The sequence below is a fragment of the Streptococcus sp. SS-4456 genome (genome assembly GCF_036680365.1).
In the GTDB taxonomy this organism is placed as follows: Bacteria; Bacillota; Bacilli; order Lactobacillales; family Streptococcaceae; genus Streptococcus.
In genome coordinates this window covers 14,867-40,578 of the sequence record NZ_JAVIHI010000011.1, presented here as the reverse complement: position 1 = coordinate 40,578, position 25,712 = coordinate 14,867, and the positions used below count along the sequence as shown (strand labels likewise).

General features: G+C 42.2%; 24 protein-coding genes. 9 read left to right on the top strand and 15 right to left on the bottom strand.

All coding sequences use genetic code 11. The annotated features are described in order from the left end of the window. Positions 1–43: 43 nt before the first annotated feature. The 14 genes from RFK25_RS04930 to RFK25_RS04865 form a co-directional block, all read right to left on the bottom strand. Positions 44–1,117, bottom strand: a complete 1,074-nt coding sequence (locus tag RFK25_RS04930) for a site-2 protease family protein (protein WP_332411936.1) — start codon at positions 1,115–1,117, stop codon at positions 44–46. An 81-nt stretch (positions 1,118–1,198) separates the two neighbouring features. Continuing rightward, positions 1,199–1,456: a DUF896 family protein gene (locus RFK25_RS04925; protein WP_024393888.1), complete on the bottom strand. Its 258-nt coding sequence runs from the start codon at positions 1,454–1,456 to the stop codon at positions 1,199–1,201. Between the two features lie 18 nt (positions 1,457–1,474). Then, positions 1,475–1,912, bottom strand: coding sequence for a hypothetical protein (locus tag RFK25_RS04920; protein WP_332411935.1), 438 nt, complete (start codon positions 1,910–1,912; stop codon positions 1,475–1,477). A 9-nt stretch (positions 1,913–1,921) separates the two neighbouring features. Then, positions 1,922–3,958, bottom strand: coding sequence for a glycine--tRNA ligase subunit beta (glyS, locus tag RFK25_RS04915; protein WP_332411933.1), 2,037 nt, complete (start codon positions 3,956–3,958; stop codon positions 1,922–1,924). Then, positions 3,958–4,875, bottom strand: a complete 918-nt coding sequence (gene glyQ / locus RFK25_RS04910; protein ID WP_002939388.1) for a glycine--tRNA ligase subunit alpha — start codon at positions 4,873–4,875, stop codon at positions 3,958–3,960. The genes glyS and glyQ overlap by 1 nt, the downstream gene beginning before the upstream one ends. A 195-nt stretch (positions 4,876–5,070) precedes the next feature. Continuing rightward, positions 5,071–5,832, bottom strand: coding sequence for an elongation factor Tu (locus tag RFK25_RS04905; protein WP_332411930.1), 762 nt, complete (start codon positions 5,830–5,832; stop codon positions 5,071–5,073). Between the two features lie 310 nt (positions 5,833–6,142). After that, positions 6,143–6,847, bottom strand: a complete 705-nt coding sequence (locus RFK25_RS04900; RefSeq protein ID WP_332411928.1) for a B3/B4 domain-containing protein — start codon at positions 6,845–6,847, stop codon at positions 6,143–6,145. 196 nt (positions 6,848–7,043) lie between these two features. Continuing rightward, positions 7,044–7,673, bottom strand: a complete 630-nt coding sequence (locus RFK25_RS04895; protein ID WP_332411927.1) for a hypothetical protein — start codon at positions 7,671–7,673, stop codon at positions 7,044–7,046. An 18-nt stretch (positions 7,674–7,691) separates the two neighbouring features. Further along, entirely contained in the window at positions 7,692–8,603 is a 912-nt protein-coding gene (locus tag RFK25_RS04890; RefSeq protein WP_332411926.1) for a hypothetical protein, read from the bottom strand. Between the two features lie 286 nt (positions 8,604–8,889). Continuing rightward, positions 8,890–9,582, bottom strand: coding sequence for a methionine ABC transporter permease (locus RFK25_RS04885; RefSeq protein WP_332411923.1), 693 nt, complete (start codon positions 9,580–9,582; stop codon positions 8,890–8,892). After that, complete coding sequence (locus tag RFK25_RS04880) at positions 9,583–10,647, bottom strand: methionine ABC transporter ATP-binding protein (RefSeq protein ID WP_332411922.1); 1,065 nt, start codon at positions 10,645–10,647, stop codon at positions 9,583–9,585. Further along, positions 10,640–12,007, bottom strand: coding sequence for a M20/M25/M40 family metallo-hydrolase (locus tag RFK25_RS04875; protein ID WP_332411921.1), 1,368 nt, complete (start codon positions 12,005–12,007; stop codon positions 10,640–10,642). Before RFK25_RS04875 ends, RFK25_RS04880 begins: the two co-directional genes overlap by 8 nt. A 138-nt stretch (positions 12,008–12,145) precedes the next feature. Further along, positions 12,146–13,003 carry a MetQ/NlpA family ABC transporter substrate-binding protein gene (locus tag RFK25_RS04870; protein ID WP_332411919.1) on the bottom strand — a complete coding sequence of 286 codons (858 nt, stop codon included), beginning with the start codon at positions 13,001–13,003 and terminating at the stop codon, positions 12,146–12,148. Positions 13,004–13,159: 156 nt separating this feature from the next. Then, positions 13,160–13,849 carry a gamma-glutamyl-gamma-aminobutyrate hydrolase family protein gene (locus RFK25_RS04865; protein WP_332411918.1) on the bottom strand — a complete coding sequence of 230 codons (690 nt, stop codon included), beginning with the start codon at positions 13,847–13,849 and terminating at the stop codon, positions 13,160–13,162. Between the two features lie 373 nt (positions 13,850–14,222). Here RFK25_RS04865 and metE point away from each other — a divergent pair, with 373 nt between their 5' ends. After that, positions 14,223–16,472 (top strand): 5-methyltetrahydropteroyltriglutamate--homocysteine S-methyltransferase, encoded by a 2,250-nt coding sequence (metE, locus tag RFK25_RS04860; RefSeq protein WP_332411917.1) that lies wholly within the window; start codon positions 14,223–14,225, stop codon positions 16,470–16,472. Between the two features lie 3 nt (positions 16,473–16,475). Further along, positions 16,476–17,363 carry a methylenetetrahydrofolate reductase [NAD(P)H] gene (metF, locus tag RFK25_RS04855; RefSeq protein ID WP_172050525.1) on the top strand — a complete coding sequence of 296 codons (888 nt, stop codon included), beginning with the start codon at positions 16,476–16,478 and terminating at the stop codon, positions 17,361–17,363. Positions 17,364–18,013: 650 nt separating this feature from the next. Here the strand turns inward: metF and RFK25_RS04850 are convergent. After that, entirely contained in the window at positions 18,014–19,474 is a 1,461-nt protein-coding gene (locus RFK25_RS04850) for an NCS2 family permease (protein WP_332411914.1), read from the bottom strand. 229 nt (positions 19,475–19,703) lie between these two features. Between RFK25_RS04850 and RFK25_RS04845 the strand changes: the two genes are divergently transcribed. The 7 genes from RFK25_RS04845 to RFK25_RS04815 all read left to right on the top strand — a co-directional run bounded on the left by RFK25_RS04845 (position 19,704) and on the right by RFK25_RS04815 (position 25,677). After that, the gene (locus RFK25_RS04845) at positions 19,704–20,516 is read left to right on the top strand and encodes a Cof-type HAD-IIB family hydrolase (RefSeq protein ID WP_332411912.1); all 813 of its coding nucleotides are present in this window, start codon (positions 19,704–19,706) and stop codon (positions 20,514–20,516) included. 221 nt (positions 20,517–20,737) lie between these two features. After that, positions 20,738–21,727 (top strand): PTS sugar transporter subunit IIB, encoded by a 990-nt coding sequence (locus tag RFK25_RS04840; protein WP_105144980.1) that lies wholly within the window; start codon positions 20,738–20,740, stop codon positions 21,725–21,727. Positions 21,728–21,776: 49 nt separating this feature from the next. Continuing rightward, positions 21,777–22,583, top strand: coding sequence for a PTS mannose/fructose/sorbose transporter subunit IIC (locus RFK25_RS04835; protein WP_332411905.1), 807 nt, complete (start codon positions 21,777–21,779; stop codon positions 22,581–22,583). A 21-nt stretch (positions 22,584–22,604) separates the two neighbouring features. Continuing rightward, positions 22,605–23,516, top strand: a complete 912-nt coding sequence (locus tag RFK25_RS04830; RefSeq protein WP_105144979.1) for a PTS system mannose/fructose/sorbose family transporter subunit IID — start codon at positions 22,605–22,607, stop codon at positions 23,514–23,516. 63 nt (positions 23,517–23,579) lie between these two features. Beyond that, a complete protein-coding gene (locus tag RFK25_RS04825) occupies positions 23,580–23,954 on the top strand; it encodes a DUF956 family protein (RefSeq protein ID WP_105160027.1) in 375 nt (124 codons plus the stop codon). Positions 23,955–24,168: 214 nt separating this feature from the next. After that, complete coding sequence (serS, locus tag RFK25_RS04820; protein ID WP_332411901.1) at positions 24,169–25,443, top strand: serine--tRNA ligase; 1,275 nt, start codon at positions 24,169–24,171, stop codon at positions 25,441–25,443. Between the two features lie 18 nt (positions 25,444–25,461). Then, positions 25,462–25,677: a PspC domain-containing protein gene (locus tag RFK25_RS04815; RefSeq protein ID WP_332411899.1), complete on the top strand. Its 216-nt coding sequence runs from the start codon at positions 25,462–25,464 to the stop codon at positions 25,675–25,677. Positions 25,678–25,712: the final 35 nt, after the last annotated feature.

Here is a 25,712-nt window from a genome sequence, read left to right as displayed (position 1 = left end):
TTTTAACATAATTTTTTGTATATCCAAGACTTATAAAAATATTTTACAGCTGACTTTCCGCCTCAATTTCTTCCAAAAGTTTACCATAAAAAGTCTGTTCATCAGCCAAAAGTGGACTGTTGGGCAGCATTTTTTTAGCCTGAGCCAGTGATTTCTTCAAGGCTTTGCAATCTTTAGTAATTCGCTGATGGTAGAGGGCTGCTATGACTTGGTAATTTCCCATAGGGTACTTGAGCAGAGCCTTGACCTGTTTGTCCTGACCCAACTCCCTAGCTTCATCTTCCAACCCCTGCAAGATATAGACTTCCAACAAAATAAGTTTGCTTGCTTTGATGATGTAATCATTATCGGATGTGGAGATCAATTGTTCCAAGCGCTCTTGGGCTTGTCGATACTCTCCCTTAAAGATCATGACTTCTGTCCAGTTGAGGTAATGTGTTTGGGGCAAATGCCCTGGCAAGATTGGGAGCTCCAAAACAAAATCACTCAAGTTGGCAGCAGTTGGATCTACCATAACTTGAGCCGTTTGTCGAAGAGCTTGATAGGTCAACTGACTATACTCAGGATGAGCACGCAACTCTTGTATCTTAGCACCATCCAAGAAACCAGAAGGGTTGGCATTGAGAACGAATAAAGATAGATTGAGAAGAATTTGCGATAATGGTAGCTCCCACTTCCCCGTCAAAACTCCCATCAAAGCAGAAAGCAAAACTAGAACAAGATGAACAATCAGGCCACCTGCAAACATCAAAATTGCCCGAGGATCATTCTCATCTTTTTTGACACCGATATACTGAGCAGCTGCCCCTTGCACAATCACAGTTTTCTTCCATTTCCATCCTTGATCAGTCTTGACCAACAAGCGATTGCCCAAGCCAAGTGCCACCAAGTCAAAACCTGTCAACCAACCAAAGAAAGCATGCCCCAATTCATGAAGAATGAGGGTCAGATAGAGTGTTCCCATAAACCAGATATAGCCTAGACCAACAATTAAAAAGATGCCCTCATCCGACTGAATAGGAAGCACTTCCTCCATACCAATGAAACAATAACATGCTCCAACAAAACTTAATAGGATAGAAAGCCCAATCACAAACCAATTCCATACTTTCTTCATAGCAAACCTCCGTTTTATATAGTATAACAAAAAAAGACTAGAAAACCCAGTCTTTCCTTGTTTTTTTTAGCAACCTTGCTCTTAGGAATTTGGATTATCCAAACTACGTCCGTGCAAGCCTTTTTCACGTTGGACTTGACGAAGTTTTTCAGGCGTCACATCATTACCGTCCTCATCGACGACCTTGATGCCTTCGATATGGGCACGCACGCTACGGCGGTAGCCCTCGATGTACTCCTCACGAAGAGCTGCTTGTTCCTGCAACTCCTCCTCTGTCAAGCCTTCTGCCTTTTTCTTGCGAGCCAATTCATTGATACGATCAATTTTTGCTTGTTCCATAATAACTCCTTTTATCTCTTAAAACACGGTCCACTTCCCTTGATTGTCCGGTAAATACGCTTCCTGTGGCATCAGAGGATTATAGGCAATTCTCACCACATCAACATTCTCTAATTGTCTTTTGCCTGTATAACTAACCGGAATTGGACCTAACTTAATAACTTCACCTATCCTATAAATAATAACATCATAAATTTCATAGGTTTTTCCATCCACATCATATGCATAAACATAGACATAATTCTTCTTAAAGCGTAGTTGCCTCATAAAACGCCCTTGCGTTTCAGCAGTACAAAGTTTCTGTTTGGACTTTTTGCGAATAGCAGGTTTAGCATTACCCTTTTCTATCTTAGATGTTCGCCACATCCAACGAATAAAGAAAAACATAAAAACAATGAGCGCCAAAGCTTGCAAAGGAATGATAACGTACAACTCTATAATTCTGAAAAGAGACATACTACCTACCTACTTACTATTCAAGAGATTGAAGACCGCCACAGCACTTGCCTTATCTGCCAAGGTTTTCAGCACTGCCAAGCGGTTGGCTTTGACTGCTGCGTCATCTACCATAACCATGGTATTGTCGAAGAAGGCAGCGATGACTGGGCTGAGAGCAAAGAGCTTGTCCAAGTTGCCTACCATGTCTTCTGTCAACTCCAAGCCAGCCACTGCAGCAGCAAGTGCCTTCTCCTGCTCATTTTCAAAGAGGGCCTCGTCAATCGCAGTCGCCTCCGCCTTTTCAGCCAAGTTGAAGACCCGTGACAAGTTTTCCACGGCTTCCTTGTAGTCAGCCTCTTTTGATTTTTGGAAAATAGCAGAGCTGGCTGCCAGTTGCAGTCTGACCACAAAGGTTGAGCTTGCAAGCACAGCCTCACGGATGTCTTTCGGAATGGCCTTATCCATCATCTTCTCTACACGAGCACGGATAAAGTCCATCACAGCTGGCTGGTTGTCATAGGTCAAGCTGGCAAAGTTCAAGCTGTACAACTCCGCAATCAACTGATCCAATGGAATTTCCCAACCAAACGCTTCCAAGATTCGAACGATCCCCTGTGTCGCACGACGAAGAGCGTAAGGGTCGTTTGAGCCAGACGGAATCAAACCAACTGAGAAGAAGGATAGGAGGGTGTCAAATTTGTCAGCCAGAGCCAAGACCGCACCGACCTTGCTTTCAGGCAACTCGCCTTCTGCTGAGTTTGGCAAGTAGTGCTCACGGATTGCTGCTGCCACCGCAGGTTTTTCCCCTGCAAGAAGGGCATACTTCTCCCCCATAATCCCTTGCAATTCATCAAACTCGCCGACCATACCTGTCAAGAGGTCAAACTTGTAGATGTCCGCAGCACGTGCCACATCTGCTTTTTCATCCGCAGACAAGCCTGCCAAGTCAGCCAGTTTTTCTGCGATAACCTTGGTGCGTGCCATGTGCTCGTAAAGTGAGCCGATTTTCTCATGGAAGGTCACGACTTTCAAACGTTCTACCAAGTCGGCAATCTTGAGTTTTTGATCTTCACGCCAGAAGAACTCGCCGTCTTCCAAACGTGCCACCAAGACTTTTTCATTTCCTTTGATGACATTTTCAAGGTGCTGGTCGTTACCGTTGCGGACGGAGATGAAGTTTGGCAAGAGTTTTCCTGCTTTATCACGCACCACGAAGTAACGTTGGTGATTTTTCATAGAAGTAACCAAGACTTCTTCTGGTACTTCCAGGTATTTGGTGTCAAAGGAACCCATGAAGGCAGTTGGGTACTCGACCAAGTTGAGAACTTCATTGAGTAGGTCTTCATCAATCTCAACTGTCACATTGTGTTTGTCCTCGATAGCCTTGATTTGCTCGACAATCATATTTTGACGCTCTGCGGGATCAGTGATAACAAACTGTGCACGCAAATCAGCCTCGTAAGAATCTGCACTTGCAATCTCAGTTTCATTTCCAAGGAAACGATGACCACGGCTGATGCGAGCTGATGAAATGTCTAAGAAATCCATATCCAATGCTTCATCGTCCAAGAGAACGGTCAAGGTGTGGACAGGACGGATGTAGGCGAATTTGTTGGACGCCCAGTTCATGCTGACAGGGAAGGTCATAGCCTTCAAGACCTCTGGAATGCCCGCCAAGACTGCCTTAGCTGGCTGACCCGCTTCATGCTTGGTCACATAGACATACTCTTCGCCCTTGATCTCGCGAAACTCGATGTCAGCGGTCGTCAAGCCTTTACCACGGACAAAGCCTTCCGCAGCTTTAGTGAAGTTTCCGTCTGCATCCAAGGCAATCTTCTTAGAAGGACCCTTGAAATCTTCTGTAAGATCAGTCTGCTGGTCTGCCAAACCACGCACACGAACAGCCAAACGGCGTGGCGTTGAAAAGACATCGATGCTATCAAAAGCCAAGCGATTGTCTGTCAAAAAGGTTGACATGCGGTCACGCAACTGGTGCATGGCTGGGGTTACGATGTAGGCAGGAATTTCTTCCAAGCCAAGTTCAACAAGTAAATTCTTTGTCATTATTCTGCGTCCTCCTTCAACAATTCTGCTCGTGTTGCTTCGTCTAAAAGTGGGAAGCCAAGTTTCTTCCGCTCTGCCACAAAGGTTTTGGCAACGACACGAGCAAGGTTACGGATACGGGCGATGTAGCCTGCACGCTCGGTTACAGACACAGCACCGCGGGCATCCAACAGGTTAAAGGTATGGGAACATTTGAGCACATAGTCAAAGGCTGGGTGAACCAAGCCCTCTTCCAAAGCCCGCTCTGCTTCTTTTTCAAACTTGGTAAAGTTTTCAAGGAGCATATCCTGATCTGATACTTCAAAGGAGTATTTTGAATGCTCGTATTCTGGCTGGATAAAGATTTCACCGTATTTAACACCGTCAGCCCATTCGATATCGTAAACAGAGTCAACCTCTTGGATATAGGAAGCCAAACGCTCCAAACCATAAGTTACTTCAGCTGTGACAGGACCTGTCGCCAAACCACCAACCTGTTGGAAGTAGGTAAACTGCGTGATTTCCATACCGTCCAACCAAACTTCCCAGCCAAGACCAGCTGAGCCTGTTGACGGGTTTTCCCAGTTATCCTCAACGAAACGAATGTCGTGTTCCAAAGGATTGATGCCCAAACGCTCCAAAGATTCCAAGTAAAGTTCTTGGATATTAGACGGAGATGGTTTCATAACCACTTGGAATTGGTGGTGCTGATACAAACGGTTTGGATTTTCCCCGTAACGACCGTCCGCAGGACGACGACTTGGCTCAACATAAGCCGCATTCCATGGCTCAGGACCAATAGCACGCAAGAAAGTGTAAGGGCTCATAGTCCCCGCACCCTTTTCCGTATCATAAGCCTGCATGAGCAAGCACCCCTGCTCATTCCAAAATTGTTGTAAGGTCAGGATAATTTCCTGGAATGTAAGTTTTTTTGACATATTCTTCCTTCTTTCTATTTTAAATATTCTTGCGACGTGAGCCTTCCTAGCCGATATTGCTAGGAAAGGCGAACTAGTACAGCGTCTAGCTCAGTCGCCATAGCGATGAGCGTGTGGCAATTCGACTGAAAGGAGACTATGCCACTGACGCTGTGAAATGTAAGTTTTTTTGCCATAAGTTACTCCTGTTTCTTTTTAAATTTCTTTTTCTAATAATTCTTCCTGCACAAACCAGTTGAGTAGCGAAACGCTTTGGTCTGACTGCGCCCATTTATGATAGGTTTCAAAAAGTGCTTGGACCGAACCTACTTTCTCTACTAACTGGTCAATGGTGAGAAAACTTCGCCAGTACTCGTAAAAAATACTCGCGTAATCTCCTTCGTAAGTGGATTTTCCAAAAGCATCCAAGGAATGCCAGCCGTGTTTTTCTTGAAAGAGGTCAACCAAGAGCTGATTACAGAACCGCTCTTGAGCAAACTCTTCTTCTGTCAAAAAATACTGTCTGCTGATGTACTCGACCATGCCCTCTTCAAACCAGATGTTTGCATCATAGTCCGCAAAGTCATCCAGAAAAAGGTCTGACCAATGCGCCAGCTCATGACCGATAATTTGCAACAGATGATTTTCCGACAAACCTTTGTAGTGAGCACTCAATGTCTGCAAGTCTGGGCTGTTCTCGTAGCTATCTAGTTGATGCTGGTAAATCTTTTTCCAAACTGCTAAGTCTGGTGTCATGACCATGCGGATATCATTAGTGTAGGCTGGTATGGGACTTTGGACAAGTAATTTTCTTGCAGCTTCTTCATTTGCCCAGATAAGGGCTTGGGGCAAATCACGAACTTGATATTCCTTCCTTAGAAAATGGATATAGTCATGCCATTTTGCCTCGTATTTCAAGACAAATTGCTGATAGTTAAACAGCTGTTCTTGGCTATCCACTAGATAAAAATTCTTCATATCCTCTCTTTTCTCTCTGGTAAAACAGAAAAAGAACCACATTCTCTTCCCCTGTCAGCAGACATAGGGGCGTTGAGAACGCGGTTCCACCCTAATTTATTACTTCATTGATTTGATTGTTATAACAGTCCGAACTTGGTCACGACTGGGAAAGCGCCAATTATTTCAAGACTGGCTTGGCTTTCACTCACCCAAGCTCGCTAGACAGACTTTTGAAACAACCTTCTTTCATGCTTAGTATTGTAGCAGAAAAATCAGCATTTGTCTAGAAAGACCACTATTTATCCGAACACAATCCTACTGACAAATCCTACAAGGCTATTGCAGGTCTATCGCAATCTAGTAGATATTTTTCTGGTACTACTCCCAAGAATTTTTCTGCGTGTTGACTGATAAAATCTAGGGCATTTTCCAAATCTTCTACTCTATCAGAATTGACCAACTCCATGACCAAGAAAGCATTCTTTGTCTCATCCGTAATCATGGTTCGTTCACCATCGCGCCAGTTGAAACAACGACAGACCGCCCCCTTATCATCCTTGTAGCAAACTTCCCCTGGTAAAGTTGGATTATTGGTTTCATCACCAATGAGATAGAATTCATCCCCACCCTCAGTGACCGTTAGTTGGAGATTGCCTACAAATGTATCTAAATCTTCAGCACCACATGGAAGACCAAAACGTAAACTCGCCGCATTATAAATGTCCACTAATGGAGAAATTGTTGTGACTGGACGGTCACTAGTTGAACGTTTCAAAAGAGCTTCGATACTAGAACGCGCGCCTTTTTTTGTTTTAAATTTTTGATAGGCTTGACGATATGTACGAATGACCTCGTTCTCACTAAAGGTATCTTCCGTAAGAAATTTCTGGGCAATTCCGTTGCTTTCTTCAAGCAAGTTCACAAGTTCTTCTGGAGATTGCGATGGAGCCTTATAGTCTTTCAATAATAGCACTCCAATTTTTGCCTCTGGAAATAGACTCCAAAAAGATGAATCAATAACAAATTGTGACATATTCTCACTCCTTTTATAGAAAAATCAGCACCCCATGAACACCTTCTAAGACCTAACGATGTTCATAAAATGCTGTTGCATGACTACCCGGTGGCAGTGTTAATTTAATTAAATTTATTGTATAAAATCACTGAGATAATGTCAAACATTATCTTAGAATAGCGGGAATCACTCTATGAGGTTAGCCACAAGAAAATTAAAATTTATCCACAAAATTATCTTTATTGATGCGAACGTTGAGGTACATATAAAATGCCGATAGGAGCGTGCACAAAATCAAAACGATGCCAACTGGTTTCAATTCTGGGACATCATAATTTGCCAGAGCTAGTACAGGAATACTCAATACAATATAGGGAAGTAACATGGTTGACCCTGCAGCAACATCTACTAAATCTTTGTCAGGATCCTCAACAAACCAAAGGAATGGTAGAAATAGACGGAGCCATTTTGCCCTCTCTGTAGATTCTAAAATTGGTCGAATAAATAGAGTCAACAACTTGTATCCAACAAAAGCAAGTAAACGATACCACCATAGAAAAACAAAGGCAAGAAGGATACCGATTAGCCAGGTCCAAATATCAAATCCATCCTCCTTACGACCTTTTGGTGCAAACAAATTCGCTAAGATAACTCCCACTCCTATTTGAGGAACAAGACTGACCCATGTATCTAAATTAGGATTATCATATCCAATTTTTACATACTGTAAGCCATCGTGATAATAGACGTTATTGTTGGAATCAATATAAGTCCCTTCCTTATAGGGTTGAAGTTCACCCACATTTTTCTTAACATATTCATTTGCTGTTTTACGAAATACCATATTTGCCTACCTCAATTTCTATTTTTTTAATACATTGTAAATTGTATTAAATGTTGTCATCTGTTGAATTTGCTCCGCTCGCTGTAGTGTGGCAGCTTGTTGGCGCAACAGTTGGTCATATTGACTTTCTTGATGATACAGATTTAAAGCTTCCTGTAAGGTATTGACACGCCCCTCATTGACATAACCAAGCATTGTTTCAAAAAAGAATGATGAACTATGTTGCCCCTGTTGCATAATCAATGGATGCTCCTGAGCTTTTTGATAGTGCCAACTTTTACACTCTTTTACTTCCTCAAGCCTTTGTTTAATCACTGCAATATCTTCTTGCTTTTTCTGATGTTTTCTTTTTGCAAAAATACCGATAATAGTTGATAAGAAAAAGAATATCAAACTCCTTTGAATATAGCCATCATAGTCATTGCCGAAAACCAATTCACCAATAGCAAAGAAGAGGGTCAAACCAAGAAGCCACCAAATCCAATTCCCCTTTTTTTCCCTGTTAGACCAGGCAATTAGCACCTCATTTTCCCAATGCAGAGTTGATTCCCATCTACTCATCAAAATCACTGCATCATAAAGATACCACTTCAATTCATTTACATTGAATTTTTCAAAGAAACCTATTCCATATACCGAACGGTACCATTCCTCAGAGGTCATTACTTGACTAGTCAGATGCCGAACTCTTTCAAGAGTTCCTGCGCTCTCGCCTAATTCATCAACGGCTTTCTCATCTTCCGGCGAGAATACTATTTTATTCATTAAGTAATGCTCATAAGTTGGGGTATCTTTAGCTGCTTCACTCTTGTAACCGTCAGGGATATCGTAATAACGATACTCTTCAATAATCCTGTTTTTCTTTTGCAAATTCTCTGCCTTAAATTGTTCGATTAGTTGCAAATCCTCTTGATCTAGAAACTTTGCCATTTTTACCTCCAAAATCTATTTCTTTTCAATCCATTTTATGAGAGTATTTTTTGCATTTATAGACATGCACAAGTTTGTGCACCTCTTAAAAATAGCAAATCCGAATGATTATCGCCAATTTTAATAACCGAATGGCTTCCACATTTCGGACACATATATTTCTCCCTTTTTTGCTTTTTAGGAAGGCTTGGCTGTAAAGTCAAGCCTTGTTATACTAGTATAACAAGGAATTTGTCAAATATTTTGCATCAAAAAAGAGGACCAACTGTCCTCTCAAAAACATAACTTATCTATGACTAATCTTCCTGGTCAAGAAATCACCAATGAATTGAATGGCAAAGATGATAACCAAAATCAAAAGAGTTGCTAAAAAGGTCACATCATCATTATAGCGCAAGTAACCATAGGATAGGGCAACTTGTCCCAAACCACCTGCTCCGATAGCCCCTGCCATGGCAGTATAGCCCACCAATGAAACCAAAGCAAAAGTTGTCACACGAATTAAGTCTGGTAGCCCCTCACGCAGATAGACAAGGACAATATCCCAGAAAGTCGCACCTGATGCCTGAGCCGCCTCAATGACACCACGGTCCAATTCTGACAGGACTACTTCAACCTGACGGGCAAAGAAGGGAAAGACTGAAAGGGCAAGGGGCACCAAGGCTGCCTCTGTACCAATAGTTTTGCCAACAATAATTTTGGTTAAGGGAGAAATCGCTGCCAACAAGATAATGAAGGGAATGGCACGGAAAATCGAAGCCACCTTGTCCAAAATCCAGTAGGCAGTCTTATTGGCAATGACCCCACGTGAACCTGTCAGAACTAAGAACAAACCAGAAACCAAGCCCATAAAACCACCGAAAGCAAAGGAAACAAAGGTCATATAGAGGGTCAAATTAAAATGTGTTAACCAACCTGTCTGACCATCCCAGCCCAATTTATAAATATCTGGAAAATTCGTTTGAATCCATTCTAACATCTAGTTTGCTCCTTTCAAAATCGTCACTTCTACACGAGCCTCTGTCACAGCTTCTAAAGCACGGTGTAACTGACTAGGTTCTCCTGAGAGAATGACCACCATTTCACCGACTGGTGTATGGTCCAATATCTCAATATTACCATACAAAATATTGGCAGATACTTGATAGAATTTATACAAGTCATTCACAATCGCCGTATCCGTATTGGAACCAGCATATTTCAATTGAACTAAGATACTATTTTCAGGCAAATTCTGAACAATATCTTGCTGGTAAATTTTCACCAAGGCTTCATCAATTCCTGTTGCTGTTTTGATGAAATCCTGTGTCAATTCTTCTTTTGGATGAGAGAAAATTTCTAACACTGAACCCTCTTCGATCAAGCGACCATCCTGCATAACAGCCACACGGTTACAAATGTCTTTTACAATCTGCATCTCGTGGGTAATCATAACAATGGTCAAGCCCAATTTTTCATTCAATTCCTGCAAGAGTGCCAAAATTTGCTTAGTCGTTTTCGGATCCAAGGCAGATGTTGACTCATCTGAAATCAAGATTTTAGGGTCATTGGCCAAGGCACGGGCAATAGCAACACGTTGCTTTTGACCACCGGACAACTGAGCTGGATAGTTTTCAGCACGGTCAGAAAGCCCAACCAAGTCTAATAACTTAGCAACCTTTTCCTTTTTCTCTTCCTTGCTCAAACCCGAATGCTTAAGGGCAAAGGCTACGTTTTCTTCTGCCGTCATCTGAGCCATCAGATTGAAATGCTGGAAAATCATGCCAATCTCACGGCGTTTGCTTCGCAATTGAGCTGGGGTAAGTGTGACCTTATCTCCCTCGTAAATCACATCTTCATCAATGGTAATCTTACCCGCAGACGGAACCTGCAACAAATTGATGACGCGGACAAGGGTAGATTTACCAGCTCCAGAATAACCTACGATACCGTAAATATCCCCTTGATTGATATGAATGGTTACATCTTTTACCGCTTCAATGGTCCGTTTTTTCTGCTGGAAGGTTACATCAATATTATCTAGCTTAATCATTTCCTTACTCATAACTTGCAATTAACTCCTCTACTAATTCAACATGGCTATAGTAGTCAGCGATGCTGACATTTTCATCATCGGCATGGTCACGGCTATTGGCATTTCCTAATCCAAATCCTGCAATCGGCACACCTAGAGCATGAAAGACGGTATGCATAGGGCCTGTCCCAGGAGAAGTCGGCAAGACAGCAACTCCTTCTGGCGTCAATTTTTTAGCCAATTCAATCACATTGACAATGGCAGGATGAGACATATCACTTCGGTAGCTCATTTCCCCCAAAGTAAAGATAACCTCAACTTTGTCAAATCCATGCTTGTCCAAATGATGGCGAATCTTGTCCAAAACATCGTGTGGCTCCAAACCAGGAACCAGACGGACCTCCATCTTAGCAGAAGCCTGAGCTGGTATGATGGTCTTGACACCTTGACCAAGATAGCCAGTTGACAAACCTTCAATAGTAATTGACGGCTCAAAATACAAACGCTTCAGAAACTCGCGCCGTTCCTCTACCAAAGTAGGCAGTGTTAGGCCATAAATCTCCTTCATAGACTGACTGGTCGCCAACGCAAATTCCTCCACCAAGGCCAGTTCACGTTCATTTGGTTCTTGAACTTGTTCGTAAATACCATCTACCAAGATTCGTCCATCTGCCGCTCTCATGGATTGAAGAGCTGACAACAAATACCAACTTGCCGAATCAATAACTCCTCCATAAGAAGAATGAATGTCCAAGTCAGCTGATTTAACCTGAAGATCGAAGGTCACAATTCCCTTATTGCCCCCAGCAATTTCTAGCTGATGCAAGCTATTGCGATGCCCCTGCTCCCAGACCAGCAAATCAGCACCAATCAAGTGTTCTTTGTATTTTGAAAGATACTTATCCAAGTCGACAGAGGCTGACTCTTCTGCCCCCTCCATAATAAAGATAATATTAACAGGGAGCTGACCATCTTGTCTAGCCTGGTATTTTTTCAAGGCCGACAGACGAGCAGTGATATGCCCTTTGTCATCGTCCACCCCGCGACCATAGATATAACCATCAGAAATAGTCAATTCAAAGGGGTTGCCCTTCTTCCAGACCTGATCGGCATCAGCAGGAACCGTGTCATAGTGATTGTAGAAAATCAAGGTTTTGGCATTTGGAACACTTGCCTCAAACCTAGCCATGACAAATGGTGCTGCATAGCTGTCGTCTAAAACAACAGCTGCCCCAGCCTCTTCAAACATTTCTTTCAAATAAGTGGCTACATCCAGTAAACCAATCTGTTGAGCAAAGATGGATTTCTTTGAAATCAAGACTTTTAATTTTTCAAAATAGGTCTGAATAATCGTATCCTGCTCAAAGGCTTGAATTTTCGCTTCTGACATATCTTCTCCTCTATACAATCTACTAACCAAAATCAAATATATTATGGTATTTCTAACTTTAGTTAAAAGATTGTCTTATCTCTATAAAAACAGATAGAGGGCTGAACAATTCTGTCCAGTCCTCGACCTATTTGCATTTTACCAAACTGGCTCATCCATACCGTCAGATGTTGTTTCAATGACTTCTTTCACTTCATCTGTGTGGTAGGCTTCGATAATTTTCTTAATCGCTGCTGCTTGCTCTGATTTTTCCCAATCGCTACGAGCGGCAATCAAGTTATACCATTGTTTTGAATTTTCATCTTTTTGCTCTTTGTAAAGGGCATTTTTGTAATCCAAACCAGCTTCCAATACGAAGGTGTTGTTTACAACCGCTGCATCAACTGAGCTAAGTGAGCTTGCCGTTTGGCTTGCATCCAACTCAGTAATTTTCAAGTTTTTCTTGTTTTCAGTAATATCAGCAATAGTTGCCAATTCTGTACCGGATACACCAACCTTGATCAAACCAGCTGCTTGAAGAAGGTAAAGGGCACGACTTTCGTTTGTTGGGTCGTTTGGAACCGCAATTTCAGCACCATCCGGAATTTCTTCCACTTTCGTGTACTTGTTTTTGCCATCAGCTGTACCTGAGTAAAGACGGATTGGTGCGATATAAGTATCTGCAATAGCAACCAAGTCTTCACCATTTTCTTCATTCCAGTTATTCAAGAAGTTATAGTGCTGGAAGGCGTTGATGTCTACTTCGTTTTCAGCTACTGCCTTGTTTGGCTGAGAGTAGTCTGTAAATTGAGTGAATTCCAATTTCACTTCATCACCAAGAATTTCTTGAACTTTATCCCAACGTGCTTGCTCAGAATCGCTCAAGCTCATCACACCTACACGAACAGTTGTTGCTGAAGAATCAGATGAAGACCTAGAAGACGAGCTACCACATGCAGCAAGAACACCTACTGATAAGGCAGCTGCTGCTAAACTAAACAATTTTTTTAATTTCATAAAAATTTCTCCTTATTTTTGAACTGTATCTATCTTAACACAGAAACGACAATCTGACCAATTGGCTTTTTTTATAGTTCGTTATAACTAAAATTTATAACAAATACCTTTGCAATTATAAGCGTTGATAATAAAAAGAGGGAAGTCATTCCCTCATTAAAACAGATCTACTATATACTGAAACAAGTCTCTATGTTGCTTGCAGTCATTGTATAGAAATTCTGGGTGCCATTGAATACCAAACAAGGCTTGTTTCCCCTTGCTTTCGTAGGCTTCAATCGTACCATCTCGTGGATCTAGTCCAGTTGCCACCAAACCTGGTGCCAAATCTTTAATACGCTGATGATGGAAAGAATTAATGGAGCTACCTTGAGAGAACAACTGACTGACACGACTCTTTGGTTTAACCTGTAAACGATGTGAAGTTCCCTCGATACCCTCTTGCCAATGATCAGCCACTTCCTGCTCTAAACTACCACCTAGAGCAACATTGAGCAACTGCATACCACGGCAAACGGCAAAAATAGGTTTTCCTTGCCGAAGGGCTTCCTCAATCAAAGCTAACTCAAATGCATCACGTTCCAAGAGGTAATCATCACTATCAATCAAGCGTTTTTGACCGTAGAGACTTGGATCCACATGCTGACCACCTGACAAAATCAACTTGTCAATCATATCGATATAGTCTTTAGCTAGATCAGGAGTTCCCATAGGAATAACCATTGGTACACCACCTGCCTGACGAACGCTGTCTGCCAATTCACGCACTACCGTTACATATACGCGACCAGATTTAGTTGGAAATTCTTGCTCATTTCCTGAAATTCCAATAATCACCTTTCCCATAAGAAACTCCTTTCTGTAATTTTTTACATTGTAACACGACCAGCTAAGTCTGTCTAATATAGAAGTTTTATAGACCGATTAGAAAATATTTATCAAGGATACATATAAATCATGATTTCAATTCCTCTCTACCATCTCATAGATAAAACCTATCGCCCACATAAGAAAAAACTATACCAGTTCCAAGACCAGAAAATACGATAGGAATAAATAGCCGTATTCCAGGCTTTTATATAGAAGAAAGAGTGTCTAAACCCATCTCGTCCCAGTTTGTTATAGCCAAAACCTATAACATACCCTAATTTTTTCCAATTATACAAGTGGTGTTTTTTCTGTTAGGATAAGAGCATAGAAATATTTTGGAGGAAATCCTATGACAACAACTATTATCGGCTTCCCACGTATCGGCGAACACCGCGAATTAAAATTTATTACTGAAAAATACTTTAGAAATGAAATTCCACAAGAAGAACTCTTGACAGCAGCTAAAGACTTGCGTGCCAAGCACTGGAATATTGTCAAAGAAGCGGGCATTACTGAAATCCCAAGCAACGACTTCTCTCACTATGACAATGTTTTGGATGCAGCTGTTCTCTTCAACATCGTACCCAAAGCTATTCAGGACCTTGATTTGACAGATCTTGAAAAATACTTTGCCTTGGCGCGTGGCTACCAAGGAGATAAGGGTGACGTGCGTGCTAGACCAATGAAAAAATGGTTCAACACCAACTACCACTATATCGTTCCTGCTATCGAAAAAGACACAGACATCAAACTAGCAGGTCATAAGATTTTCGATGAATTCCAAGAAGCAAAAGACTTGGGCATTACTACTCGTCCAGTTTTGATCGGTCCCTTCACTCTCTTGCAATTGACAGATTTCGAAGAAGGTACGACAGCTACTGATTTCGCTGACAGCTTAGTTGCAGCTTACGGACAAGTCTTTGCAAAATTGGCAGAACTTGGCGCTGAGAAAATCCAGTTAGACGAGCCTAGCTTGGTCAAGGACTTGACTGCAGAAGAAAAAGCCCTCTTCCTTAACATCTACCAAACACTCTTGGCAGATAAAAAAGGCTTGCAAGTCCTAATCCAAACCTACTTCGGTGATGTGCGTGATATTTACACTGAATTGACAAACCTACCAGTCGATGCCATCGGTCTTGACTTTGTAGAAGGTAAGGAAACGGCTGCACTTGTTGCGACAGGCTTCCCAGCTGATAAAACACTCTACGCAGGTATCGTCAACGGTAAGAACATCTGGCGCAACAATTATGAAAAGAGCCTGGCTGTACTTGATGCTATCCCAGCTGAAAATATCGTTCTAACAACTTCTTGTTCCCTTCTTCATGTACCATTTACAACAGCCAATGAAGAATTTGAACCAGCTATCCTTAACCACTTCGCTTTTGCAGTTGAAAAATTGAGCGAATTGCGCGACTTAGATGCTATCCGAAATGGTCAAGGAGATACTGTGCTTGCTGCCAATAAGGAACTCTTTGCCCTTGAACGCGTTGGTCGTGATGCAGCACTTTCTGATCGCCTGGCAGGATTGACAGACGCAGACTACACTCGCTTGCCTGTCTTTGCAGAACGCGAAGCTATTCAACGCGAAAAATTGAACCTCCCCCTTCTTCCAACAACTACTATCGGATCCTTCCCTCAAACCAAGGACGTTCGTAGCACACGTTTAGCTTTCCGCAAAGGAAACATCTCAGAAGAAGAATACGATACATTTGTCAAAGCGCAAACAGACGAATGGATTGCTTGGCAGGAAGAAGTTGATTTCGATGTGCTTGTACACGGTGAGTTCGAGCGTAACGACATGGTAGAATACTTCGGTGAAAACTTGTCTGGTTACCTCTTCAGCAAAAACGGTTGGGTACAATCCTACGGTATGCGTGGAGTAAAACCACCAATCATCTGGGGTGATGTTACTCGCTTGAACCCAATTACTGTTAAATGGTCTAGCTATGCTCAAAGCCGTACCAACAAACCAGTCAAAGGTATGTTGACTGGTCCTGTAACCATCCTCAACTGGTCCTTCCCACGTGAAGATATTTCTATTAAAGAATCAACCCTTCAAATTGCTCTTGCTATCAAGGAAGAAGTTCTCGACCTTGAAGCAGCTGGGATCAAGATTATCCAAATCGACGAAGCAGCACTTCGTGAAAAATTGCCACTCCGCCGTAGCGACTGGTACAGCGAGTATCTTGACTGGGCAATTCCAGCCTTCCGTTTGGTTCACTCAACTGTTGCGCCAGACACACAAATCCATACCCACATGTGCTATAGCGAATTTACAGACATCATCCCTGCCATCGACAACATGGATGCGGATGTTATCTCCTTTGAAGCTAGCCGTTCAAATCTAGTCATCCTCGATGAACTCAAGGCTAAGAACTTCCAAACTCAGGTAGGTCCTGGTGTCTATGACATCCACTCTCCACGTGTCCCTGCAGTTGCTGAAATTGCACACACTATCCAAGCCATCCTTGCAAAAGTACCGAAAGAAAAAGTTTGGATTAACCCAGACTGCGGTCTTAAAACGCGTGGCGAATCAGAAACAAAAGCTAGCCTTATCCACTTGACCCAAGCAGCTAAGGCAGCCAGAAAGGAACTCTAATTTATGATCGGTCAAACCCCAAGTCTATCATTTGAAATTTTTCCTCCAAAACCAGAAGTAGGCAATGAAAAGATTATCCAAACCCTTGATCAGATGCAGGGTTTGGCCCCTCATTTTATCAGTGTTACCTGTAGTAATAACAACCTCAATATTGAAGAAACCACTGTTCGCCTGGTCAACCATGTTCGCAACGAGTTGGGCATTCCTACCATTGCCCACCTACCAGCAGCATATTTGACCAAAGAAAAGGTCAAATCTGTCCTTCAATCACTTGATGAGGTCGGAGTGCATCAAATTTTAGCCCTGCGTGGAGATATTATCGATGGACTTCCACCCAAAGAGGACTTCCAATATGCAACGGATCTCGTTTCCTTCATCAAACAAGAGGCTCCCCACTTTGATATCATTGGAGCTTGTTATCCAGAAGTACACCCTGAGTCCCAAAACTCTGTAACTGACATCAAAAATTTGAAAAAGAAGGTTGATGCAGGCTGCTCAAGTTTGGTAACCCAGCTCTTCTTTGATAACGAGGCCTTCTATGAATTTCAAGAGAAATGTTCGCTAGCGGACATCGAAGTGCCGATTATCGCAGGTATTATGCCTATCATCAACAGGAATCAGGCACTTCGTCTCTTGAAAACTTGCGAGAACATTCGCTTGCCACGCAAGTTCAAGGCTATCTTAGAAAAATATGAGCACAATCCTGAGTCACTTCGTGCAGCAGGCTTGGCTTACGCAGTTGACCAGATTGTCGACCTAGTGACCAACGATGTAGCTGGTGTCCACCTCTACACCATGAACAACGCGGAAACTGCCCGTTATATCCACAAGGCTACACACTCTCTCTTTAACCACTACCAAGGAAATTTATCAAGCGTAACTGGTAGATAGAACACCAAAAGACTTGAAAAGTGTTTTAGAAGACACCTTCCAAGTCTTTTTTCGATGGCAAGAAAACCAATTATGATTGAGATAAGTGATAGACATTCGAATAAAATAGACAGGACAAATGCCATTTCCTGCAGTATCAGGAAGAAAAATTTGTCAATACTTCCTAACCCCTTCTCACTCCCCAAAATATAGATAATGTTTTTGAGACCCTCCTCATCAAATTCCACTGACATAAACCAATTCTTTCATATTTATAGGTGAATTTGAAACAGCCCACTAGATGTCTTGAACAGCCTCTATTTGACAGAGTGCAACAAGGCAAGTTCAAAATTCGGTAGAATAAAGTGTCCAAGGATTGGTTTTACCCGAGCCAAAAACTCGCAAACAAGGTTAAGAGATCGGAGATATAGAAACAAAGTTGCAAACTCCAATCTGATATTGACAGGTGATAGAATACAAGAAATATTATAGCAATAAAGAGAAAACTAAATAGCGATAACTTGTGCTAAAGTCTACCTAATCGAGAACAGTAACTATAAGCCTTCGCTAACCGAAATGACTACTTCTTCTCGAACAAATAATAAGCAAATACAAAAGCTGACCACTTAACGCAGTCAGCTCAGATATATACTTGTTAGTTGTTTATCTTCTTATAAGAAGGCAAGAATGATAAAGTTAAGAATGAAGAGGGCAGTTGCTCCCCAAAGGATTGGGTGAATTTCTTTTGTTTTACCAGTTGAAATTTTTACCAAGCAATAGAAGATGAAGGCTGCTGCAATACCGTATGAGATAGAGAAGCAGAGTGCCATGAAGAAGGCTGCAAAGAAGGCTGGAAGCGCATCTTCAAAGTGGCTCCAATCAACATCAAGGAATGATGAAACCATCATAACACCGACGATAATCAAGGCTGGAGCTGTTGCAGCTGCTGGTACAATACCGATAAATGGCAAGATAAGGATTGAAAGCAAGAATAGAACTGCTGTCGTAACAGCTGTCAAACCAGTACGACCACCCGCAGAGATACCTGCCGCAGACTCAACATAAGTCGTTGTATTAGATGTACCGAAAATAGCACCAATTGAAGTACCAATAGCATCAGCAAAGAGCGCTCTATCCATCTTAGAGTTAAATCCAGTACCATTTTCAAGAGCTTTCTCATCTTCTTCTGAGAAGATACCTGTCTTACGACCAGTACCGATAAAGGTACCGAGTGTATCAAAGGTATCTGACAAGCTGAAGGCAAAGATAGTCATCAAAACAAGTGGAAGACGGCTTGAATCAGCAAAGAGAGAAGACAAACCACCGAAGGCTGCTAGGAAAGTTGTACCCAATTCTGCAAAGGCAGTTCCAATATTGTTATTAGCCAAGTCAATTGTAGAAAGGTCTACAACACCTGCTGGAATACCTGCCAAGGTTGTCGCAAGGATACCAATCAAAATCGCACCACGAACATTTTTAATAACCAAGACAGCTGTCAAGAGAAGACCGAAAACAGTCAAGAGAACACTTGGATCAGTAAAGGTTGAAATACTAGGTACGACACCACCACCAGCAAAAACTGAGAAGACCCCATTTGCGAAAGTTTCTGCTGTAGCATCTGCTGGAGCAACTCCGTTAACAGTAATAATATCTGAACCAGAAGTCAAGAAGGTAATCAAGTTAGAGTTCTTGAAACCAAGGTAGGCAACGAATACACCGATACCACCACCGATTGCGTGTTGCAAGCTAATTGGAATAGCCTTAATGATGCTCTTACGGACCTTAGTAACTGTAATAAAGATATTGAATAAACCACAGAGGAAAACCATAGCCAAAGCTTCTTGCCAAGTAAAACCAAGACCGATAACAACTGTATAGGTAAAGAAAGCGTTCAAGCCCATCCCTGGTGCCAAGGCATAAGGAACATTGGCGAAGAGACCCATAACAAGCGTTGAAACCGCGCTGGCAATGATGGTTGCCAAGAATACTGCCTGAGTTGGCATACCAGCAACACTGAGGATGCTTGGGTTAACAAACAAAATATAGCTCATGGCGAAGAAAGTCGTAAGACCAGCCATAATTTCAGTAGAAACGGTCGTTCCATGTTCTTTTAGTTTAAAAAACTGTTCCATTTTTCAATTATTCTCCTTTTATTTACGAACGATATAGCTATTATATACAAATCGTTTTTATACTTCAAGCAATTCGTGTATGAAAACGTTATTTTCTAAAACAACGTTCGTTTTTCACGAATATTTCCTCTTGTTTTTGCTTCGCATCCTAAAAACGATTAGCTTTTTGCTTTTCTACAGGCATTTTGCTATACTGGAACTTATTAGTTTCAAAAAGGATAAGACAAGTATGAAGAAAAAAATTATTTCCATTGACCTAGATGGTACCTTACTAAATCAAGATAGTCAACTAAGTGACTACACAGTTTCTACTATTAAAAAGGTAAAAGAGGCTGGACATACCGTTTTGATTGCCACAGGTCGTCCCTATCGTATGGCAGAGCAATTTTACAACCAATTAGAGTTGGATACGCCCATGATTAACTTCAATGGTTCCCTCATTCACCTTCCCGGGAAAAAATGGGCATGGGAAAAGAATATTCTTATTGATAAAAAATACCTACTCGATTTTTTGAAGGAAGAGGAGCGGTTTGAAGCAGACTTTATCGCAGGAGAATATAAAAATAAATTCTTCATTACGCAAAAACATTTAGATAAAATCGACCCTTCCCTCATGGGAGTTGAGCAAATTACACCAGACACACTCATTAAACCTGAGCTGATTACCAGCGACCCCCACTCTATCCTCATGCAAACACGGGCTACAGATAAGTATCAGCTTGCCAAGGAAATGAAGGCCTACTTCAATGATGAACTGGAAATCAATACTTGGGGAGGTCCCTTAAATATTCTAGAAACTTGTGCTAAAGGAGTTAATAAAGCTACCGCCCTTAGCTATGTCTTAAGCCTCTTCCAAGCCAGTCCGAGCGATCTAGTCGCTTTCGGAGATGAGCGCAATGATGTCGAAATGCTGGAACTCGCTAGCATTAGCTATGCCATGAAAAACTGTAGTGATATCCTTCGTCCTCACGCAGACCGCTTGACTGAATTTACAAATAGCGAAGATGGTGTTGCCAAAGAACTAGAAAAATTATTCCTCTAAGAAAGAACTGCCTCTGCAGTTTTTTTCTTTTATTTTGCATAGCCAGCAACAGATTTCTGAAAATAGTATGTAAAAATTTCGGAAATTTTTTCTGTTTTTAACACAAATTAGCTTGACAAATTACATGAAAACGTTTTATAATATACAAGTTCAAGAAAATGTAAGCCCATTCATTAGTTTTACATTTCAAAGGAACTAGAAAAAATTTAGGGGGAACAATAATGAGTATTGGAATCATTATTGCAAGTCATGGTGAATTTGCAGCTGGCATTCATCAGTCTGGTCAAATGATTTTTGGCGAACAAGAAAAAGTTCAAGTTGTAACTTTTATGCCAAGTGAAGGACCAGATGATCTATATGCTAAGCTCAATGCAGCTGTTGACTCATTCGATGCTGATGATGAAGTGTTGGTATTGGCGGACCTGTGGAGTGGTTCACCATTTAACCAAGCAAGTCGTGTTGCTGGCGAACGTCCAGACCGTAAATTTGCCATCATCACTGGTCTTAACTTGCCAATGCTAATTCAAGCCTACACAGAGCGTCTAATGGATGCTTCTGCAGGGGTTGAAAAGGTTGCTGCAAACATTATCAAGGAAGCCAAAGATGGTATCAAGGTTCTTCCAGAAGAACTTCAACCAGCTGAGGCAACTCCAGTTGCAAGTGCTGCACAAGCACCTAAAGGAGCAATCCCTCCAGGAACTGTTATCGGTGATGGTAAGTTGAAAATCAACTTAGCTCGTATCGATACTCGTCTCTTGCATGGTCAGGTCGCTACTGCTTGGACTCCAGCTTCTAAGGCTGACCGTATCATCGTCGCTTCAGATACAGTTGCACAAGACGACCTTCGTAAGCAATTGATCAAGCAAGCGGCTCCAGGAAACGTTAAAGCAAACGTTGTTCCTATCAAGAAACTGATTGAGGTTTCTAAAGATCCTCGCTTCGGTAACACACACGCTTTGATTCTCTTTGAAACACCTCAAGAAGCTCTTGAAGCAATCGAAGGTGGCGTAGAAATCAAGGAATTGAACGTTGGTTCTATGGCTCACTCAACAGGTAAAACAATGGTGAACACTGTTCTTTCTATGGATAAGGACGATGTTGCAACCTTTGAACGCTTGCGTGAACTTGGTGTCAAATTCGATGTACGTAAAGTTCCAAACGATTCACCAAAAGATTTGTTTGACTTGATTAACAAGGCAGATGTTAAATAATAACTGATTAACACTGTGTGATTATCAGAAATATGAAAGGATTATAAATATGTCAGATATTTCAATTATTTCTGCAATTTTGGTCGTTTTTGTGGCCTTTCTTGCAGGTATGGAAGGTGTCCTTGACCAATTCCAATTCCATCAACCAATCGTTGCATGTACCCTCATCGGTCTTGTTACCGGTAACCTAACAGCTGGTGTTATGCTTGGAGGAACTCTCCAACTTGTTGCTCTTGGCTGGTCAAACATCGGTGCTGCGATTGCACCAGACGCTGCCCTTGCCTCTGTTGCTGCCGCTATCATTTTGATTAAGGGTGGTGACTTCTCAGCAACTGCTATCTCAGTTGCTCAAGGTCTTGCGATCCCTCTTGCTGTTGCAGGTCTTTTCCTTACAATGCTTGTGCGTACTGCATCTGTTGCCCTTGTACACGGTGCTGACGCTGCTGCAGAACGTGGTGATTTCGGTGCACTTGAGCGCTACCACTTGATCGCTCTTTCTCTTCAAGGTCTTCGTATTGCTGTTCCTGCTGCCCTTCTTCTTGCTATCCCAACTGAGGCTGTTCAAGCTGCTCTTGAATCTATGCCAGCTTGGTTGTCAGGTGGTATGAACGTCGGTGGTGGTATGGTTGTTGCCGTAGGTTTCGCTATGGTTATCAACATGATGGCTACTCGTGAAGTATGGCCATTCTTCGCTATCGGTTTCGCTCTTGCTGCTGTTAGCCAATTGACACTTATCGCTCTTGGTGCTATCGGTGTATCTCTTGCCTTCATCTACCTTAACCTTTCTAAAAAAGGTGGAAATGGTGGCGGATCTGGTTCTAACGACCCAATCGGCGACATCCTAGAAGACTACTAAGAAGAAAGGAAGAACACAATCATGACAGAAAAAATTCAACTTTCAGTAAAAGATCGTAAAGCGATTTGCTGGCGTTCAACCTTCCTTCAAGCATCATGGAACTTTGAGCGTATGCAAAACTTGGGTTGGGCTTACACAATGGTTCCAGCTATCAAAAAACTTTACACTAAGAAAGAAGATCAAATTGCGGCTCTTAAACGCCACATGGAATTCTTTAACACACACCCATACGTTGCTGCACCTATCGTCGGTGTAACACTTGCCCTTGAAGAAGAGCGTGCAAACGGTGCTGATATCGATGACGCTGCTATCCAAGGTGTGAAAATCGGTATGATGGGACCTCTCGCTGGTATCGGTGACCCAGTATTCTGGTTTACAGTACGTCCTATCCTCGGTGCCTTAGGTGCTTCACTTGCTGTGTCAGGTAACATCCTTGGCCCAATCCTCTTCTTCGGTCTTTGGAATGCTATCCGTATGAGCTTCCTATGGTACACTCAAGAGTTTGGTTACAAATCAGGTAAAGAAATCACTAAAGATATGTCAGGTGGTATCCTCCAAGACATCACTAAAGGGGCTTCTATCCTCGGTATGTTCATCCTTGCCGTACTTGCTCAACGTTGGGTATCTATCGGCTTCAACTTCACGGTTTCTGAAGTTCCACTCTCAGAAGGTGCTTACATCGAGTGGGACAAATTGCCAGAAGGCTACGAAGGTATCCAAAAAGCCTTTGAATTGGTTGGTCAAGGTTTGTCACAAACTCCAACTAAAGTTACTACTTTCCAACAAAACTTGGATGGTCTTATCCCAGGCTTCATGCACTTGCTTCTTACCTTCCTATGTATGTGGTTGTTGAAGAAAAAAGTTTCTCCAATCACTATCATCGTTGGTTTGTTCGCATTCGGTATCGTAGCTCGCCTACTTGGAATTATGTAATCCATTAAGAAACCCCGCTCATGCGGGGTTTTATGGTATAATAAAACAAGAAATGAGGTAACTATGGCACAATCATTAAATAAACACGTCGAACTATCCACAACAGGCGTTTCCTATCTCAGTCTTGCAGGTGGAACGGTTGGCAAGTTCCTGCTAGGTGATCAAGCTCTGGAATTTTATGCTGATAACAACGTTGAAAATTACGTTCAAATTCCTTGGACATCTATCGATCAAATCGGTGCCAATGTTTCCAACAAGAAAATCAGTCGCCACTTCGAAGTCTATACTGATAGCGGTAAATTCCTTTTTGCTTCTAAAGATTCTGGTAAAATCCTAAAAATTGCTCGTGAACATATTGGCAATGATAAGGTGGTCAAATTACCAACTCTCCTGCAAATTCTAGGACAGAAAATCTCAAATCTATTTGCAAAAAAATAAAAAATCAAGTATAATAAGACAAACGGATAAGTAGTATCAGGCGTTTTTCAGAAAGTCTGCGGTCGCTGTGAGCAGATAAACAAGGGATATGAAATTCTACCGTTGGCTAAAAATGACATACTTAAAGTGCACAGAATGTGAAGCTGGATGGAACCGCGGTAAATATCGCTCCAGCATCTCTCATTCTGTGTTTTTTATTCTAAAGGAGACATCTATGCTAGATATCAAACGTATTCGTACAGATTTTGACGGAGTAGCTGCTAAACTTGCTACTCGTGGTGTGGCTGCCGAAACCTTGGCAGACATCAAGGAATTGGATGCAAAACGCCGCGAAATCTTGGTTACTGTAGAAGAGTTAAAAGCAGAGCGCAACACCGTTTCGGCGGAAATTGCCCAAGCAAAACGCAACAAGGAAAATGCGGATGACAAAATCGCTGCCATGCAGAAACTGTCTGCGGATGTGAAAAACTTGGACGCTCAGCTTTTGGAAATCGACGAAAAATTAAACGCTATTCTCACTGTTCTTCCAAATACGCCGCACGATTCTGTTCCTGTTGGTGCGGATGAAGAAGAAAACGTGGAAGTTCGTCGTTGGGGTACTCCACGTGAATTCACTTTCGAGCCAAAAGCTCACTGGGATTTGGGCGAAGACCTGGATATTTTGGACTGGGAACGTGGCGCAAAAGTAACTGGTGCACGCTTCCTCTTCTATAAGAACTTGGGTGCCCGCTTGGAGCGTGCCCTCTACAACTTCATGTTGGACGAGCACATCGCAGAAGGCTACCAGGAAATCATCACACCTTACATGGTCAACCATGACTCTATGTTCGGTACTGGTCAATATCCTAAATTCAAGGAAGATACTTTTGAGTTGGCTGATACCAACTTTGTCCTCATCCCAACTGCGGAAGTGCCATTGACCAACTACTACCGCAACGAGATTTTGGAAGAAAAAGACCTGCCAATCTACTTCACAGCCATGAGCCCATCTTTCCGTTCTGAAGCTGGTTCTGCTGGTCGTGACACCCGTGGTCTTATCCGCCTTCATCAATTCCACAAGGTTGAAATGGTCAAATTTGCTACACCAGAACAGTCTTATGATGAATTGGAAAAAATGACGGCAAATGCAGAGAATATCCTTCAAAAATTAGGCTTACCATACCGCGTTTTGGCCCTCTGTACAGGCGATATGGGCTTCTCAGCTGCCAAGACCTACGACTTGGAAGTCTGGATTCCAGCCCAAAATGCCTACCGTGAAATCTCAAGCTGTTCCAACACAGAAGATTTCCAAGCCCGTCGCGCCCAAATCCGCTACCGCGATGCTGCTGACAGCAAGGCCAAATTGCTCCACACCCTCAACGGTTCTGGTCTAGCGGTTGGTCGTACGGTTGCGGCAATCCTTGAAAACTATCAAAATGAAGACGGTTCTGTCACCATTCCAGAAGTTCTCCGTCCATACATGGGTGGGGTAGAAGTGATTAAACCATAGCATCTGGAGATCAACAGTATGAAAAAGAAATTGTACAAAGATAAAAGCCGCAAGGAATTTGCTGGTGTCATTGCTGGGCTTTATGATTATTTTGACCTATATGAAAACTATGGTTGGAATTTAGAAAACGTACGCTTGGCTGTCGTTTTCTTGGCCATTGTCACCAACCTCCCCTTTCTAACTGCCTATATCATTCTGGCCATACTTTTACCAGACAAGTCTGAACTCAACTAAAGCACGCAAAAGACGACTCCACTCGGAATCGTCTT